This window comes from Sphingomonas sp. (assembly GCF_050725575.1).
GTDB lineage: Bacteria > Pseudomonadota > Alphaproteobacteria > Sphingomonadales > Sphingomonadaceae > Sphingomonas.
In genome coordinates, this window is the sequence record NZ_JBOHHW010000006.1 from 165655 (window position 1) to 182567 (window position 16913).

Annotated in this window: 18 protein-coding genes; 9 read left to right on the plus strand and 9 right to left on the minus strand. The window is 66.1% G+C overall.

What is annotated here, in order from left to right; genetic code table 11:
- Nucleotides 1–185: 185 nt before the first annotated feature.
- Nucleotides 186–2021 carry an ABC transporter ATP-binding protein gene (locus tag ACRECS_RS06780; protein ID WP_431582203.1) on the minus strand — a complete coding sequence of 612 codons (1836 nt, stop codon included), beginning with the start codon at nt 2019–2021 and terminating at the stop codon, nt 186–188.
- A 238-nt stretch (nt 2022–2259) separates the two neighbouring features.
- Nucleotides 2260–3177 carry a LysR family transcriptional regulator gene (locus tag ACRECS_RS06785; protein ID WP_431582204.1) on the minus strand — a complete coding sequence of 306 codons (918 nt, stop codon included), beginning with the start codon at nt 3175–3177 and terminating at the stop codon, nt 2260–2262.
- Between the two features lie 122 nt (nt 3178–3299).
- On the opposite strand from ACRECS_RS06785, the gene gstA reads away from it, so the two are divergent.
- Both gstA and ACRECS_RS06795 read left to right on the plus strand, forming a co-directional pair.
- Nucleotides 3300–3926 (plus strand): glutathione transferase GstA, encoded by a 627-nt coding sequence (gene gstA, locus ACRECS_RS06790; protein ID WP_431582205.1) that lies wholly within the window; start codon nt 3300–3302, stop codon nt 3924–3926.
- 4 nt (nt 3927–3930) lie between these two features.
- The gene (locus ACRECS_RS06795; protein ID WP_431582206.1) at nt 3931–4260 is read left to right on the plus strand and encodes a DMT family transporter; all 330 of its coding nucleotides are present in this window, start codon (nt 3931–3933) and stop codon (nt 4258–4260) included.
- Nucleotides 4261–4263: 3 nt separating this feature from the next.
- Here the strand turns inward: ACRECS_RS06795 and bla are convergent, their stop codons facing one another.
- Nucleotides 4264–5169, minus strand: coding sequence for a subclass B3 metallo-beta-lactamase (gene bla, locus ACRECS_RS06800; RefSeq protein WP_431582207.1), 906 nt, complete (start codon nt 5167–5169; stop codon nt 4264–4266).
- Between the two features lie 225 nt (nt 5170–5394).
- On the opposite strand from bla, the gene ACRECS_RS06805 reads away from it, so the two are divergent.
- Complete coding sequence (locus tag ACRECS_RS06805; protein ID WP_431582208.1) at nt 5395–6186, plus strand: SDR family NAD(P)-dependent oxidoreductase; 792 nt, start codon at nt 5395–5397, stop codon at nt 6184–6186.
- A 60-nt stretch (nt 6187–6246) separates the two neighbouring features.
- Here the strand turns inward: ACRECS_RS06805 and ACRECS_RS06810 are convergent, their stop codons facing one another.
- Nucleotides 6247–6999: a MauE/DoxX family redox-associated membrane protein gene (locus ACRECS_RS06810; protein WP_431582209.1), complete on the minus strand. Its 753-nt coding sequence runs from the start codon at nt 6997–6999 to the stop codon at nt 6247–6249.
- A 66-nt stretch (nt 7000–7065) separates the two neighbouring features.
- Between ACRECS_RS06810 and ACRECS_RS06815 the strand changes: the two genes are divergently transcribed.
- Nucleotides 7066–7485: a MerR family DNA-binding protein gene (locus ACRECS_RS06815; RefSeq protein WP_431582210.1), complete on the plus strand. Its 420-nt coding sequence runs from the start codon at nt 7066–7068 to the stop codon at nt 7483–7485.
- Between the two features lie 101 nt (nt 7486–7586).
- Nucleotides 7587–7790 carry a DUF3703 domain-containing protein gene (locus tag ACRECS_RS06820; RefSeq protein ID WP_431582221.1) on the plus strand — a complete coding sequence of 68 codons (204 nt, stop codon included), beginning with the start codon at nt 7587–7589 and terminating at the stop codon, nt 7788–7790.
- 53 nt (nt 7791–7843) lie between these two features.
- On the opposite strand, the gene ACRECS_RS06825 is transcribed toward ACRECS_RS06820, so the two are convergent.
- Nucleotides 7844–8290: an Rrf2 family transcriptional regulator gene (locus ACRECS_RS06825; protein ID WP_431582211.1), complete on the minus strand. Its 447-nt coding sequence runs from the start codon at nt 8288–8290 to the stop codon at nt 7844–7846.
- Nucleotides 8291–8427: 137 nt separating this feature from the next.
- Here ACRECS_RS06825 and ACRECS_RS06830 point away from each other — a divergent pair, with 137 nt between their 5' ends.
- Nucleotides 8428–9237, plus strand: coding sequence for a class I SAM-dependent methyltransferase (locus ACRECS_RS06830; protein ID WP_431582212.1), 810 nt, complete (start codon nt 8428–8430; stop codon nt 9235–9237).
- Nucleotides 9238–9369: 132 nt separating this feature from the next.
- Nucleotides 9370–9816, plus strand: a complete 447-nt coding sequence (locus tag ACRECS_RS06835) for an SRPBCC family protein (protein ID WP_431582213.1) — start codon at nt 9370–9372, stop codon at nt 9814–9816.
- A gap of 22 nt (nt 9817–9838) precedes the next feature.
- On the opposite strand, the gene ACRECS_RS06840 is transcribed toward ACRECS_RS06835, so the two are convergent.
- Complete coding sequence (locus tag ACRECS_RS06840) at nt 9839–11227, minus strand: L-serine ammonia-lyase (RefSeq protein ID WP_431582222.1); 1389 nt, start codon at nt 11225–11227, stop codon at nt 9839–9841.
- A gap of 215 nt (nt 11228–11442) precedes the next feature.
- Here ACRECS_RS06840 and ACRECS_RS06845 point away from each other — a divergent pair, with 215 nt between their 5' ends.
- Together ACRECS_RS06845 and ACRECS_RS06850 are read left to right on the plus strand one after the other, a co-directional pair.
- Nucleotides 11443–12561 (plus strand): DUF47 family protein, encoded by a 1119-nt coding sequence (locus ACRECS_RS06845; protein WP_431582223.1) that lies wholly within the window; start codon nt 11443–11445, stop codon nt 12559–12561.
- A gap of 9 nt (nt 12562–12570) precedes the next feature.
- Nucleotides 12571–13569 (plus strand): inorganic phosphate transporter, encoded by a 999-nt coding sequence (locus ACRECS_RS06850; protein WP_431582214.1) that lies wholly within the window; start codon nt 12571–12573, stop codon nt 13567–13569.
- Nucleotides 13570–13589: 20 nt separating this feature from the next.
- Here the strand turns inward: ACRECS_RS06850 and ACRECS_RS06855 are convergent, their stop codons facing one another.
- The 3 genes from ACRECS_RS06855 to ACRECS_RS06865 form a co-directional block, all read right to left on the minus strand.
- On the minus strand, nt 13590–14681 hold the full coding sequence (locus tag ACRECS_RS06855; RefSeq protein ID WP_431582215.1) for a sensor histidine kinase: 1092 nt from the start codon (nt 14679–14681) through the stop codon (nt 13590–13592).
- 492 nt (nt 14682–15173) lie between these two features.
- The gene (locus ACRECS_RS06860; RefSeq protein WP_431582216.1) at nt 15174–16085 is read right to left on the minus strand and encodes a cation diffusion facilitator family transporter; all 912 of its coding nucleotides are present in this window, start codon (nt 16083–16085) and stop codon (nt 15174–15176) included.
- A gap of 16 nt (nt 16086–16101) precedes the next feature.
- The coding region (locus ACRECS_RS06865; RefSeq protein WP_431582217.1) for an efflux RND transporter permease subunit at nt 16102–16913 on the minus strand (812 nt) is incomplete at its 5' end.

Consider the following 16913-nt stretch of genomic DNA (forward strand, 5'->3'; position numbering starts at 1 on the left):
GGCCAGTGCCCGCATCCCAGCCAAGCGCAAACCAGCCATAGCCCAGCCCCCACAGGGCGAGCAGAAGCGCCAGGATAGCGGCACCGCGCATGACAGGACTCCAGGGTCGTCGAGCGAGGCCGGCAGCATAGCATGAATGGCGGCAATGATCCTCCTCCCCGATGCCGGAGAGGAGGATCACGCCATTATGCGTCGATGAACAGCGACTCGTCCGCCGCATCATCATCCGCCCGCTTGCTTTCCGCCACGTCGCCGATCAGCCCCGACTGCCGGTCGAACAAGCGGCGATAGATGCCGGCCGGGTTGGCGAGCAGCGCCTCGTGATCGCCATCCTCGACCACCCGCCCCTGGTCGAACACCAGGATGCGGTCGAGCGTGCGCACCGTCGACAGGCGGTGGGCAATGACGATCGCGGTGCGCCCGGTCATCAGCCGGTCCATCGCCTGCTGGATCAGGCTTTCCGATTCCGAGTCCAGGCTCGAGGTCGCCTCGTCGAGGATCAGGATCGGCGCATCGGCCAGGAATGCGCGCGCCAGCGCCACGCGCTGCCGCTCGCCGCCCGACAGCTTCACGCCGCGTTCGCCGACCAAAGTCGCATAGCCGCGCGGCAGCCGGGCGATGAACGCATCGGCATTGGCGAGCCGTGCGGCATGCTCGATCTCGGCCAGCGTCGCCTCCGGCCGGGCATAGGCGATGTTCTCCGCCAGGCTGCGGTGGAACAGGATCGGCTCCTGCTGCACGATTGCGATCTGCGCGCGCAGCGACCGCTGAGTCACGTCGCGCACATCCTGCCCGTCGATCAGCACCCGGCCACCGGTCACATCGTGCAGCCGCTGGATCAGCTTGACGAAGCTGGTCTTGCCCGAGCCCGAATGACCGACCAGCCCCACTCGCTCGCCGGCGCGGATCGTCACTGACAGATCGTCGTACAGCGGCGTTTCATGCCCGCCATAGCGAAAGGTGACATGGTCGAAGCGGATCTCGCCCGCCGCGATCGCCACTGGCTTCGCGCCCGGCGCATCCTCGATGCCGAGCGGCTCGCCATGCAGCTCGACCAGCTCCTCCAGCTCGTTCACCGCGCGCTGCAGCTGATGCACATAATGGCCGATATCGACGAGATAGCCGTGCAGGATGAAATAGCTGGTCAGCACATAGGTGATGTCGCCCGGCGTCGCCTGCCCCTGCGACCACAGCCACAAGGCACTGCCGACCAGGACGGTGCGCACGATCCACAACAGGCCAATCTGCAGCGAGCCCGACCAGGTGCTGCGCACCCAGGTCCGGGTGGTGCGGCGGCGCCATTTGGCAACCACCCGCGTCAGCCGCGCTTCCTCGCGCGCCTCGGCGCCGAACGACTTGACCACTGCATTGCCGCCGACCGCGTCGGACAACAGTCCGCCGATCCGCGTGTCCCAGCCATTGGAGAGCGACGCGGCCGGCGCGACCCATTTGGTCGAGAGTATGAGCGTCAGCGCGATATAGATCACCGCGCCGGCGCCCATCACCAGCCCAAGCAGCGGCCAGTGCCAGCCGAGCAGCACCATCGTACCGGTCAGCACGACGAAGCAGGGCAGCAGCGCAAGCAGCAGCACATCGTCAAGCGTGTCGAGCGCCCACATGCCGCGCGAAATTTTCCGCACCGTGGAGCCCGCAAAGCCATTGGCGTGCCAGTCGGACGAGAAACGCTGCACTCGCGCGAACGCGTCTTCGGCAACGTCGCCCATCAGCCGCAGCGTGAACGGCACCACATTCATCCAGGCAAAGTGGCGCAGCACGAGCATGGCGAGGCCAAGCGCGGCCATCACCGCGAACAGCCACAGCGCGGTGTCGCGCGTCCCGGCAGCGAGCGCGTCGACCAGCTTGCCGGCGGCGACCGGCACGAAGATTTCGGTCACCGTCGCCGCCGAGATGGCAAGCCCGATGAACAGCGCCCGGCCGCGCTGCCGCGCCCAATGCGCGAAGGTGAAAGCGAGCACGGCACCGATCACGCCGGCGCGGCTCTTCTTGCGAACATGAGTCATGGATGTGTGACGCGGTGCGCACGCGCACCGGCTCCTTTAGCAATGTCGAGAGATGTCGCGGAAGGGCGCCCGATCGGGGCGGCCTCAGGACCTAATGGCGGTGTTTGCCGAGGCCCATGGCGGCGGAAGGCGGGCATGCAACGGTCGATGTCATCATCACTGGCCCTCCTTTTCTCGAAGCCGGAACGAAAACGCCCTTAGCAGCAAAGCGCGAGACCGGCAACCGCACGTCGTCAGCTTATCCCGCCCGCCGCCCCTCGAACAGGTCGCGGTCGCCGATCAACGCATCGCCGACCAGGTCGAAAAAGGCCCGCACCCGCGCGGTCGCCTTCAGGTCGGCATGGGTAATGATCCACAGCTCGCCGGCCAGTTCGGCAATCGGCGCTGCCGTCGCGCGCACCACATCGCCGTCGCGGTCGCCGAGATAGCAGGGCAGCAGCGCGATCCCCAGACCGGCTTTCGCCGCGACCAGCTGATTGACCAGGCTGTTGGTGCGATAGGCGAACGCTTCGGCCGGGACCTGGCGCGTGAGCCAATCGGCCGCCATGATCCCCGCTGCCGTCTCCTCCCAGCCGATCAGCGCATGATCCTCCAGTCCGACGCCGACCGCGAGCGGCCCATTCGCCGCGAGATAGGTGGGCGCGGCGTACAGGCTCCACGCCACCGCGGCGAGCTTGCGTCCCCACAGATCGGTTTCTTTCGGACGGATCGGGCGCAGCGCGATATCCGCCTCGCGCCGCGACAGGCTCAGCACACGGTTGTCGATCGCCAGCTCGACCATGATCCCGGGATGCCGGCGGCGAAACGCGGCAAGGTGATCGGTCAGCCGGCTATAGGCGAGTGTCTCCGACGATGTGACGCGCAGCCGCCCGGTCAGCCGGTGGTCGCGCCCGGCAATGTCGCGGTCGAGCGCCAGTGCCTCATCCTCCATCCGCTCGGCCGCCGCCGCCATGCGCTCGCCCGCCTGAGTCGCGCGATACGCGCCGCCCGGCAGTCGCTCGAACACTCGCGCGCCAAGCCGCGCCTCGATCGCGTTGAGCCGGCGAAACGCGGTCGAATGGTCGATGCCGAGCAATTTCGCGGCCACGGTCAGCCCGCCGGCGCGCTGTACCGCCAGCACCAGTTGCAGGTCGTTCCAGTCCTTCATGCCCCGCATATAGCAGTGCCCCAGCTTGCAGTCATGCAAGACTGACTGGCATAATCCCAACGTGCATTGCGAATACCCAAGCCCCAGATCGGCCCGGACAGCGACCCGCCCGCCTAACCAAGGATCCGATCATGAAACTCTACTACGCCACCGGCACTTGCTCACTCTCGCCGCACATCGTCGCGCTCGAAGCCGGCATCGCGCTCGAACTGGAACGCGTCGATATCCGCACCACCCCGCACCGCACTGAGACGGGCGTGGATTTCACCACGCGTCACGCCAATGGCTATGTCCCGGCGCTGGAACTGGATGACGGCTCGCTGCTCACCGAAGGGGCGGCGATGGTCCAGTATCTCGCCGATCTCGCCCCCGGCGCGCGCCTCGCTCCGCCCGCCGGCACGGTGGAACGCTACCGCTTGCAGTCCTGGCTCAACTTCATCGCGACCGAGCTGCACAAGATGTACAGCCCCTGGCTGTTCCATCCCGAATATGGCGCACAGGCGCAGGAGGTTGCGCGCAGCAAGATCGCCGAGCGGCTCGCCTATATCGACCGCCATCTCGCGGCATCGGGCCCATACCTCCTTGGCACTGGCTTCACTGCCGCCGACGCCTATCTCTTCACCATTGTCGGCTGGTCCGCCTTCACCAATGTCGATCTCGCCCCCTTTCCGCAGCTGCGCGACTTTCTCGCCCGGGTCGGCGCGCGGCCGCAGGTGCGCGCGGCGATGCACGCCGAGGGCATGAAGGTCGCGGCGTAAGATGGTGGGCCAGGGCTTCGCATGGACCATGCTGGTCACAGCCGGGCTGCTCGATGTCGCCTGGGCGGTGTCGATGAAATATGCCCAGGGCTATAGCCGGCTCGGCTGGAGCCTCGCCTCGCTGCTGCTGCTCGCGGCCTTTGTCTACCTCCTCGGCCGCGCGCTGGCGGTGCTGCCGGTCGGTACCGCCTATGCGGTATGGACCGGCATCGGCGCCGCCGGCACCGCCTTGCTCGGCATCTGGCTGTTCGGCGAGAGCATGAGCCTGTGGCGCTTCGGCGGTATCCTGCTCGTCCTCGCCGGCATTGTGCTGCTCAAACTCGCGCCGGCGTGAGCTCTACCGCACGCCTTCCTTCGCCAGCCGCGCGTCAAGCGCGGCGGAGAATTTCGCCGCATAGGCACGGCAGGCGTCGGGATCGAGGAACGGGTTGGGCTTCGCGCCGGCACTGAGCTTCGCGAACTTCTCGTCGCCGCCTGACTGGTCGGGATGCGCGGTGATCAGCACCCCACAGGGCAGCGCCGCCATCGTCGCGAAGCTGCGGCGGTACGAGGCCACGATCCCGGCATGCGCCGGATCGGTGAAGCGATAGCCCTCGGCCGAGACCGGGTTCAGGCTCGACGCGAACACCATGTCGATGCACTTGCCGCCTTCGCACGATTTCCACGTCCAGCTCATGCTGCCCGAAGTATGCCCGGGCGTGGCGCGCGCGGTGACCACCACATCGCCAAGCCGGATCGTCCCGCCATCGGCGACCGCGCGCACCTTCGGCACCGCGGGGAAGGCATCGAGATGCGCGGCCTGCGGATCCTCGGGCAGCGCGCGCCCGAGCCGCAGCGAGGTCGCCCCATCCTGCCCCGCAATCACCGTCGCGCCGCTGTCGCGCACCATTGCCGCGAACCCGCCGCCATGATCATAATGCGGTTCGGTGCTGAGGATATATTTCACCTGCCGGACATCGAAACCGAGCCGGCGGATATTCGCCTCGACCATCGCCACGCCTTGCGGCACGCCGGTATCGATCAGGATCAGCCCGGCTTTGGTGCGGATCAGCGCGACATTCAGCTCAGTGAAACCGACCAGATAGGTATTTCCGTACACCCGCATCGGCGGCTGCGGCTTGAGCCAGCGATCCGCATAGCCCGGCGCGATCGGCCGGGTCAGCGGGTCCTCCTTCGGCGCCTGCGCGCCGCCACTACCCGCAGCCAGCACCGCCAGCATCGCCCCGATCATCACTCGCTTCATCGTCCACCTCCTCGTCATTCGTCGCGAAACTGATCGAAAAGCGCCGGACGCTCAAAGCATCTTCTCTCGGCACAGCCATGAAATGGATTCATGCGCACTGGAGACACAGGAACGGGCTGGCATGATTGATGCGCTGCGCTCACAACAGCTGAGCGGCGGCAGCGCATAGCGGCATCGCCCATCGCATTCCATATCCCGCCCTTCAGTTCAGCAAAGAGGCACATCATGGATCTCCAACTCACCGACAAGACCGCCATCGTCACTGGCGGCACCGGCGGCATCGGGCTCGAAATCGCGCGCGCGCTGTCGCTTGAGGGCGCACGCGTCACCATCACCGGCCGCACTCAGGCGAAGCTCGACGAAGCGATCGCCGATCTCGCCGGCTCGGGCGGCACACCAGTGACCGGCATCGCCGCCGATGTGGCAACAGCCGAAGGCGCCGCTCTGCTTGCCCGCGAAATCCCGCAGGTCGATATCCTGATCAACAATCTCGGCATTTATGAAAGCAAGCCGTTCGGCGAGATCAGCGACGCCGACTGGGCCAACATGTTCGACGTCAATGTGATGAGCGGCGTGCGCCTGTCGCGCAGCTATCTGCCTGGCATGCTTGATCGCAACTGGGGCCGGATCATCTTCATCTCCAGCGAATCCGGCCTCGCCGTGCCGCACGACATGATCCATTACGGCACCAGCAAGACCGCTCAGCTGTCGATCGCCCGCGGTCTCGCGCAATTGACCCGCGGCACCAATGTCACGGTCAATTCGGTGATGCCGGGGCCGACCCGCTCGGCCGGGATCGAGGATTTCCTGCGCAGCCAGGCCAGCGACCCAAGCCTGCCGATCGCCGAGATCGAAGCGGAATTCTTCGCCACCGCGCGCGCCTCATCGATCATCCAGCGCATGATCGAGGCCAAGGAGATCGCCGATCTGGTCGCCTATGTCGCCAGCCCGCGCGCCTCCGCCACCAACGGCGCCGCGCTGCGCGCCGAGGGCGGCCTGGTCAACACCATCGCCTGACGCATCAGGGTGGGGAAGCAGCCACAGCTTCCCCGCCCGTCATGAGGCGCATTCATCGCGTCACATCGCCGGCATCGCCAGCATCCACAGTGCCATCGCGACCATCATCACATTCTCGGTCAGCGAGATAAAGCCGAGCGGCACATTGCTGTCGCCGCCGACACAGGCGCATTTCAGCGTGCGCCGCTCGATATAGACCGCCTTGAACACCGACACCGCGCCGATCGTGCCGATGAACAAGGCGACCGGGATCGACAGCCAGCGCAAGGTCCCCGCGATCATCAGCACCCCCGCCAGCCCCTCGGCAAAGGGATAGAGCCGCGCATAGGGCACCCAGCGCCGCGCAAGCAGGTCATAACCCAGGAACATCGACGAGAAACCGTCGAGATCGCGCAGCTTGAGCATCGCCAGCACACACATGCTGAAGGCAATGAACCATTGCACCGCCTGCACTGTGAACGGCGTGCCGGACACCGCCTGGCTGGTGGCCAGCGCCATCAGCGCCGTGATCGCGAACACCGCGACGACCGGTGTATAGGTCAGCGCCTTGGGATCGCGCACATGCAGCCCGAGATGGCGGCGCAGATCGTCATAGCCGCCGATCCGCCGGCCATCGATAAAGGTCTGCGGCGTGGTCGCGACGCCCTGCTGCGCCTTGAACGCGTCGATTTCGGCGCGGCTGGTCAGCCAGTGATCCTCCACCTCATAGCCTTTGCTGCGCAGCAGATGCTGCGCCTTCAGGCCATAGGGGCAGACATGGTCGGGCATCATCATGCGGTAGAGAGTAGCAGTCGGGGCCGGGCGCGCTGGCATTGCATTTCCTTGTTTATGGTCGGACCCGCCCCAAATGGGGTCCGTACCATAGTCCGGAGTCAAGCGATGAAACCGATGACCATTTCAGGACTGGCGCGCAGCGGCGGCGTGGGGATCGAAACGATCCGCTATTATCAGCGGCTCGGCCTGATCGACTTGCCCGACCGCAGCGGCGGCAATGGCCTGAGCGGCGGCATCCGGCGCTACGATGCCGGCCATGCCGACCGGCTGCGCTTCATCCGCGCCGGCCAGCGCGCCGGCTTCACGCTCGACCAGATCGGGCAATTGCTCGCGCTTGATGCGCGCCACGACCATGATGCGGCGCGCGCACTGGCCGAGGAACGCATCGCCGCGCTCGACGCGCGCATCGCCGAGATGCAGGAAGCACGCGCGGCGCTCGCCCGGCTCGCCGCGCAATGCGGCGCGGCGGCGGCCGAGACCCATCCGGCGCCCTGCCCGATCATCACCGCCTTCGACCGGCACTGAGGGCGCCGTTTGCGCTCGCCGGTCGCTCGCGGCACACTGCAATCCGGGACTCGCGACACGGTCTGTCGATGGAGAGCAGCATGGATTGCGCACAGGAAATGATGTTGGCCCGTTCAGCCTATGCGGCGGGGGATCTGATCGAGGCGCGGCGTCATTTCGGTCGGGCTCACGGCGCTTGCCATGATGACAAGCGGCTTCATCTCTCCGCTCATTGGGGATTGGCCCGGGTGGCGCTGCGACGCGGCAATCTCGCCGCGGCACTGAATCATATCGCGCTGCTCACGCTTGCGGCGATCTTCGACTGACTGCCGCTCCGGCATGATCGGATGGGCTGGAATCAACCCAGCCTGAAACCGCACTAGCCCGCCGCGCCCGTCCCCCGCGACCGGCATAACGCGTCGAAATCCTCCGCCAGCTCGGCCAGCGTGACCGCCGCCAGCCGCGCGGTCAGCAAGGCCTCCGCCTCGCGCAGCGCGTCGTCCAGCGCACGGTTGACCGACTGTTCGACGGCGCACGCCGGATGATCGCTTTCATTGCCGATCGCAAAGATCCTCGGCCCCCCGACCGCGCGGTGAATGTCGAGCAGCGACACGTCGCTCAGGTCGCTCGCCAGCGTCCAGCCGCCGCCATGCCCCTTGACCGAGCGGACATAGCCCGCCTCGCGCAGGCCGGCCATCGTCCGGCGCACCACCACCGGATTGGTGCCGAGCATCTGCGCGATCGTCTCCGACGTCATTGGCCCGTCGTGCCGTGCCATGTGCAGCAGCACATGGAGCATGCGGGATAAGCGGCTGTCCTGTCTCACCCGCCCATCTCTCCTGTTCCCCGTGACAACGCAAGCGCCGGAACAGATTCGACACTTATGATGTTACATGATATCCGCCAATCTGTTACCCGGCCCATCACCCCGCCCGTCACCCCGCCCGTCACAAGGAGATTCGCATGACCGACACCCGCTTCAACACCATGCTCGCCGACCCCGCCCGCTGGGACGCGATGATCGACCTGTATGAACAACAGGCCGAACCCTTTACCGGCCTGTTCGCCGCCGATGCACTGGCCGGGCTGGAGATAACCGCCGCGACCGATGTGCTGGATGTCGCGACCGGCACTGGTGCTGCCGCGCTGGCCGCCGCCGCGCGCGGCGCGCGGGTTGTCGCGATCGACTTTTCCGCCGGCATGGTCGGCCGGGTCGCAGCGCATGCCCGGCCCAATATCATCGCACTGCAGATGGACGGGCAATCGCTTGACCTGCCCGATGCAAGCTTCGACATGACCTTGTCGATCTTCGGCGTGATGCTGTTTCCTGACTGGCGCCAGGGCCTGCGAGAGATGGCACGGGTGACCCGGCCCGGCGGCCGGACGGTGGTCGCCACCTGGGAGGCGCCGGCGGGGGCGGCGACCAATTTGCTGCTCGACACAGTATGCGCCACGCTCTTTCCCGATATCACCCCGCCCGCCCCGCCGGCGGGCATGGCCGTATTGCGCACGCCGGAGGCCTTTGCCGCCGAGCTGATCGCCGCTGGCTTCACCGCGCCGGTGATCGAACGGCACACGCATGATTTCGGGCTGCGGCTCGACGCGCTCGACGATGCCGACCGGCTCTTTGCCATGCAGCCGCTCTGGGCCGAGCTCTCGCCGGATCGCCGTGCCGACGCGATCCGCCTGATCCGCGCGCTGGCCGCACAGGCCGGCGAGACAATGGTGCTGCCGATACCCTCGACCGCTTTGATCGCCACCGCCCAGCGCTGAGTAAGAGACGATCGGGGGGAAATTCCGGCCGCTAGGCGGCACGCCGTTCGCGTTCGCCGCACCGACGCCGCATCGTCCGGGCACGATGCGGCGCCACGCCCTATTGGGCATGGACAGGACAGGGAGACACATATGGCCTCGGTGACCGGCGAAATCAGGACGGCGCTGGCGCCGGAACAGGCTTGGGACGCGGTCCGCGATATCGGCGCACTACACTCGCGGCTCGTACCGGGCTTCGTCGTCGCCACGCGCCTCGAGCGCGATGGCATTCCGATTGCGGATGCCGATGCCTCGATCGCCGGAGTGAGCCGGGCCGTGCGCTTCGGCAACGGCATGGAGGTGGTGGAACCGATCATCGACCGCGACGATCGCACCCGGCGGCTGGTGTGGGGCGCGGCCGGCGGGCCGCTTACCCATTACAACGCCTCGTGCCAGGTCTTTGCCGATGGCGACGGCGGCAGTCGCGTGGTGTGGATCGCCGATCTGCTGCCCGACACGGCCCGCGATCAGATTGGTGCGATGATCGGCGAGGGCCTGCGGGTGATGAAGCTGACGTTCGACGCCGCCGCTGGCGGCTAGGATTGCAATCCGGCCAGCGCCCTCAACACTCCACCACGTTCACCGCCAGGCCGCCGAGGCTCGTTTCCTTATATTTGGTGCGCATGTCCTCGCCGGTCTGGCGCATCGTCTCGATCACGGCATCGAGCGACACGATATGCGTGCCGTCGCCCTGCAGCGCGAGATGCGCGGCGTTGATCGCCTTGATCGCCCCCATCGCGTTGCGCTCGATGCACGGGATCTGCACCAGCCCGCCGATCGGGTCGCAGGTCAGACCGAGATTATGCTCCATGCCGATCTCGGCGGCATTCTCGACTTGCTCGTTGGTCCCGCCCAGCGCTGCGGCGAGCCCCGCCGCCGCCATCGAACAGGCGACCCCGACTTCACCCTGGCAGCCCATCTCGGCGGCGGAGATCGACGCACGCTTCTTGTACAGCATGCCGATCGCTGCAGCAGTGATCAGCAGGACGCGCTCGCCCGCCTCGGTCGGCGCGTCGGTGAAGCGCTGATAGTAACGCAGCACCGCCGGGATCACCCCCGCCGCGCCATTGGTCGGCGCGGTCACCACGCGGCCGCCGGCGGCATTCTCCTCATTCACCGCCAGCGCCCACAGGCTGACCCAGTCGAACACCATCGAGGGGTGGACGCGCGGCAATTGCGCCACCAGCCGCTGATACACCCCGGCGGCGCGGCGCTTCACCTTCAGGCCGCCGGGCAATATGCCTTCCTGCATGCTGCCGCGATCGATCGACGCCGCCATCGCCGCGCGCACCGTGTCGAGGAATCCGTCCAGCTCCTCTGGCGATCGCCACGCGACCTCATTGGCGATGACGATCTCGGCAATCGACATGCCGCGCTCCTTCCCGATCGCGAGCAGTTCGGCGGCCGACCCGAAGCCATAGGGAATGGCGGTGTTGAGCAGAGCGGGTGCCGCATCCTCCAGCACGATCACCCCGCCGCCGACCGAATACCAGGTCTGGCTGAACTCCACCCCATCGGCGCAGCGTGCGCGGAAGCGCAGCGCATTGGGATGGCGCGGCAGGAACTCGCCCATTTTGAACAGCAGGTCACTCGCTTCGTCGAAACCGATCTCGCGCTCGCCCGCCAGCGCCATCCGTCCGGTTGCGCGGATCCGCGCCACTTCGCTGGTGACGGCATCGGGGTCGATCGTGCCCGGATCATGCCCGGCCAGGCCCAGGATCAGCGCATTGTCGGTCGCATGGCCCTTGCCGGTCAGCGCGAGCGAACCATAGATTTCGACCAGCACGCGCTGCACATCGAACGCCGCGGCTTCGCGCGCAAAGGCCAGCGCCGCACGCATCGGCCCGACGGTGTGCGAACTGGACGGCCCGATCCCGACCGTGAACATGTCGGCCACGCTGATCGGCCGGTCCGGCCCCCGTGCGGTCTCGGACGCTACGGGGTCCGCGATAGGGGGCGCGGTCAATTCAATCGTCACGATGATCCTTCCGGGGCGACGCCGCTCAGCGATGCGCGGTCGCCCCGGTCCTTTACGAGCCCCGCGCGCGACCCGCAACGCTCGTCCCCCGATTTGCGGTCCGGCGCCAATCTCGCCATAGAGGCGCCGCTGCCCGCCCGGGCAGGACATCCGGCAAACTCCCAAGCGACACTCTAAGGACCCAGACCATCCGTCAGATCGGCGCACTCCCCTATAGAATCGACGCATCGGGCGCCGCCGAGATCATGCTGATCACTTCACGCGAGACACGGCGCTGGGTCATCCCCAAGGGCAATCCCATCAAAGGTCTGGCCTCGCATGAGGCAGCCGCGCAGGAAGCCTATGAGGAAGCCGGGATTCGCGGCTATCCCTGCCCCACACCGGTCGGCGACTTCGTCTACCGCAAGCATCGCCGTGCCGGCCGTTCGCGCGACATCACCGTCACCGTCTTCCCGCTCGCCTTTGTCGAACAGGCCGGCGACTGGCCGGAGCAGGATCAGCGCGACACGCGCTGGTTCCCGCTCGACCAGGCCGCGGCGGCAGTCGACGAGCCCGGACTGAAGGCGATCATCGCCGCTTTCCGCGAACCCCCTATTCCGGCAAGCTTTGCCGAACGCATGCTGCCCGTCGTCCGTACCGGCGCAAGAAGGAGAGTACCGATGCTGGGCTGGTTCCAGTCGCTGATGCCGAAACAGGGCCGCTTCTTCGAATTGTTCGAGGCACATGCCACAACCCTGGTCGCCGGCGCCGACGCGCTGGCCAAATTGCTCCATGGCGAAGGCTCGATCGCCGACCAGGTGGCAGAGATTATCCGCCGCGAGCATGAGGCCGACGATATCACCCGCGACGTGCTGCAGGATGTGCGCCGCGTGTTCGTGACGCCGTTCGACCGCAGCGCGATCACCGATTTGATCGGGGTGATGGACGATGCGATCGACCAGATGAACGGCACCGCCAAAGCGATCCAGCTCTACGAAGTGACCGATTTCACCCCGCAAATGCGCGACATGTCCGGCATTGTCGTCGAGGCCGCGCGTGTCACGGCCGAGGCGATCCCGCTGCTGCGCTCGGTCGCCAGCAATGGCGGGCGGCTCCACGAACTGACTTCACGCCTGATCCAGCTCGAGGGACATGCCGACGATATCCACGACAGCGGCGTGCAGGCGCTGTTCAAGGCGTCGCAAAATGGCGGCGATCCGATGGCGTTCATCGCTGGGCGCGAAATCTATTCCAGCCTGGAAAAGATCGTCGACCGGTTCGAGGATGTCGCCAATGAGATTCAGGGCCTCGTGATCGACCATGCGTAGGATCGCCGCGTGACCTTGTCCTTGCCCCTGCTGATCGGCTTGATCGGCATCGCCTTGCTGTTCGATTTCCTGAACGGCCTGCATGATGCTGCGAACTCGATCGCGACCGTGGTCTCCACGCGCGTGCTGAAGCCGCAATATGCGGTACTGTGGGCGGCGTTCTTCAATTTCATCGCCTTTGCCGTGTTCGGGCTGCATGTCGCGCAGACCATCGGCACCGGCATCGTCGAAGCTGAGGTGATCGACCCGCAAGTGATCTTCGCCGCCTTGGTCGGCGCGATCTTCTGGAACGTCACCACCTGGATCCTGGGTATCCCGTCAAGCAGCAGCCATGCGCTGATCGGCGGGCTGCTTGGCGCGGGCATCGCCAAGATCGGCTTTGGCGCGATCGTGTGGAGCGGGGTGATCAAGACTGTCGCTGCGATCTTCCTGTCGCCGGCGATCGGGCTGGGGCTCGCCCTGGTGCTGGTGCTGCTGGTCGCCTGGACCAGCCTGAGGCTGACCCCGCTGGGCGTCGACAAGCGCTTCCGCAAGCTGCAGCTGGTCTCGGCCGCGCTCTATTCGCTCGGCCATGGCGGCAATGACGCGCAGAAGACGATGGGGATCATCGCGGTTTTGCTCTATTCGCAGGGGCTGCTGCATGGCGGGTTCCACATTCCCTTCTGGGTCGTGCTGACCTGCCAGGCGGCAATGGCGCTCGGCACGCTGTCGGGCGGCTGGCGCATTGTCCACACCATGGGGTCGAAGATCACCCGGCTGACCCCGGCCCAGGGTTTCTGCGCGGAGACCGGCGGGGCGATCACATTGTTCGCGGCGAATTTCTGGGGCATCCCGGTGTCCTCGACTCACACCATCACCGGCGCGATCGTCGGCGTCGGCGCGGCGCGACGGCTTTCGGCGGTGCGCTGGAACGTTGCGACCAACATCATTGTCGCCTGGACCGTCACCCTTCCGGCTGCGGCCCTGGTCGGTGCGGGGACGTATCTGGTGGCCGGGCTGTTCGTCTAGAACGACTCTCCCTGCTCCGTTCACGCCGCCGCGCGCACCCGTGGTGTAAAGCGCGCGCGCGTGATCGAAATGGTCAGCCCCTCCGCATCGCTGGTCCGTTCGACCCGCGCATCAAGCTGCTTGGTCAGGGCATTGATGATCGATGTACCCAGCCCCCGGTCGCCAGGCAGGCTGCCGGACGCTTCGCGAAGCCCGACGCCATTGTCCGACACCGCCAGCCGCCAGTCCGCGCCGTCGATCTCGTAGCTGATCCGGATCGCGGCATCCGCCTTGTCCTCTGGAAAGGCATATTTGATCGCGTTGATCACCAGCTCGGTGACGATCAGCCCCATGCTGACCGCGACCGACGAGTCGATCATGCCGCTGTCAGCCGTTGCGCTGATCGCGATCGGGCGGCTTTCCCCGACCATTGACGATGACAGGCCGGCGGACAGTTTCTCGAGATAGACTGCGACCTCGATCTGATCGATACCGTCTGCCGCATGGAGCGACTGCTGCACCGCCGCGACGGACATGACGCGCTGATGCGCGTCGTTCAGATGATAGCGGGTTTCCTCCGATGACACTGCGCGCGCCTTGAGCAGCAGGATGCTGGCGATGATCTGCAGGCTGTTGGCGACGCGGTGCTGCATTTCCTGGAACAGTACCTGTTTCTGGCGCAGCAACTCCTCGGCCTGTTCAAACAGAGCGGCCTGACTGCGCTCGATCGCGCGGCGCGCGGTAATGTCGCGAAAGGCGAGCAGGATGGTGATCGCCGGGTTGTCGTCATACAGCACCTTGCGCGCATTGAGCAGCATGATGCGCGGGCCGATCGTCGGGAAGTCGTGCCCGACCTCGAAATTGTCCATCTCCGCGCGGTCGGGAATGATCGTTTCGAGCAGATGGCGCAGCGCCGGGATATTCCATTGCCCGTCGCCCAGCGCGAACAGCAGCCGCCCCTGCGTATCGACCGGATCGACCTGGAAGATATCGTAGAAGGACCGGCTCGCCGAAAGCACGCGAAACTCCTCGTCGAGCACCAGGAACGGTTCCGGGATGGTGTTGACGATCGCCTGGGCGAGAATCTGCGCATCTTCGAGGCTGCGGATCGGGTCGATCAACGCGACGGTCATGATATTGGACAGGAAAGGGGCACGACGAGTCTCTCGCTGGCAGGCGGGAGCACAATCGTCTCTCTGTCACGCAAAGCCTGCTCGGCGGAGTTGGTGATGGCCTCGTCTACCACGCTATTGCACTGCACCCTAACGCCATCGGTGCCGGACGTCGCGGTTGGCCCGGCCGATTCAACTCTGCAGCCAGTCCTGACAGTGTAGCGACGGACGGAATGCCAGCCGGCGTCCCGCCCCGCTCTTTGACATGACTGGATAATATTTGGCGTGCGCGACCGCTGTTTCGGCAAGAACAGCGGTCAGCTCACCCCTGTTATGGCGCTTTGCCACCCCTGTTATGGATAACAGGGGTGGCAGGGTCCAAGATACTGTAAACAAATCTGAAATCGCCGCCTCAAATCCAACATAACAGGGGTCGTTTTTTATTCCCGAAATAACAGCGGAAAACCGGATGCAATACGGCCGCGACTCGCATCGCAGCCACATCCACCAGCCCTAGGGATGCACCTGCCCGCCAACGCACTCCTCGCCCGGCCCTTCAGTCTGGACGGTCGCATGGCCGATCTCGAACTGCTGATCGAGCAGCGCGACCACCCGGCCCCGCACTTCGTCGGGCGCGGCACCCCGGCTAAGCGTGACATGCGCGGTGCAGGATATGTCGTCATTGCTCATCGACCAGATATGCAGGTCATGGACATCGGTAACGCCGGGCACCGCGGCGATCGCGGTGCGCACCTCGTTCAGGTCGATGCCGCTCGGGACGCCTTCGAGCAGGACATTGGTCGTATCGCGCAGCAGGATCCAGGTGCGCGGCAGCACCCAGAGCCCGATGCCGACCGCCACGATCGGATCGACCCAGGTCCATCCGGTAAAGCGGATCGCGATCGCCCCGGCGATCACGCCGACCGATCCGATCATGTCGGCCCAGACTTCGAGATAGGCGCCCTTGACGTTGAAGCTCTTGTCCTTGCCCGACATGAGCAGCCGCATCGAAACGAGGTTCACGACGAGGCCGATCGCCGCGACGATCATCATGCCGGTCGACTGGACCGGCTCCGGGTCGGAGAAGCGCCTGATCGCCTCGACCAGCACATAGATCGCGATCGCGAACAGCAGCACCGCGTTGAACGCCGCCGCGAGTATCTCGAAGCGGCGATAGCCGAAGGTGCGGCGGCTGTCGGCGGGCTTCTGGCCGAAGCTGATCGCCAGCAGCGCGATGACCAGTGCCGCGACATCGGTCATCATGTGCGCGGCGTCGGACAGCAATGCCAGGCTGTTGAAGTAGAAGCCGCCAATCACCTCGGCGACGAGATAGGTCGAGGTCAGCGCCAGCGCCCATTTCAGCCTGGTGGCATTGGCGCCGGCGGTATGATCATGGGCGTGACCGCCCGCTGCGTGATCGTGCATGTCGTTGCTCCTTCTCTCAGGCCATCGCCGGTGCGGCATGATATGGTGGATTGCGGCGCGCGGCGCGTTCGCCCAGGCCCAGCACCACTTTCGATATGGCAGGCAGCACCAATAGCGTCAGGATCGTCGCTGCGATCAGCCCGCCGATCACCACCGTGGCGAGCGGCTTCTGCACCTCCGCGCCGGTGCCGGTGGCGAGCGCCATCGGCACGAAGCCGATCGCCGGCACGAAGCCCGTCATGATCACCGGCCGCACCTTTTCGAACATGCCCTCGGTAATCGCCCGCCCAAGCTCGATCCCGGCCTCCAGCTTCTCACGGATCGCGGTCATCACCACCAGGCCGTTGAGCACCGCCACCCCGGCCAGGCAGATAAACCCGACCGCCGCCGAGACGGAGAAGGAGATGCCGGTGAGCCACAGCGTGAACACGCCCCCGGCAAGCCCCAATGGCACGGCGAGGAACACCGACGCCGCCCGTGCGAACCCGCCCAGCGCCATGTAGAGCAGGCCGAAGATCGCCAGGAAGCACAACGGCACGACAATCGCGAGACGTTGTGACGCGGCCTGGAGATTCTGGAACTGGCCGCCCCATTCGAGATAGGATCCGGCTGGCAGCGCGACCTGGTCCACCTTGGCCCGGGCGTCGAGCACGAACGATCCCACATCGCGGCCGCGCACATTGGCCTGGATCACCACGCGCCTCTTGCCATTCTCGCGGCTGATCTGGTTCAGCCCTTCGCTGAAGCGGAACTTTGCCACCTGCGACAGCGGCACCGACCCGCGCCTTTCGCCCGCTTCCTGCGGCAGAAGCACGGGAAGTGCCGCCA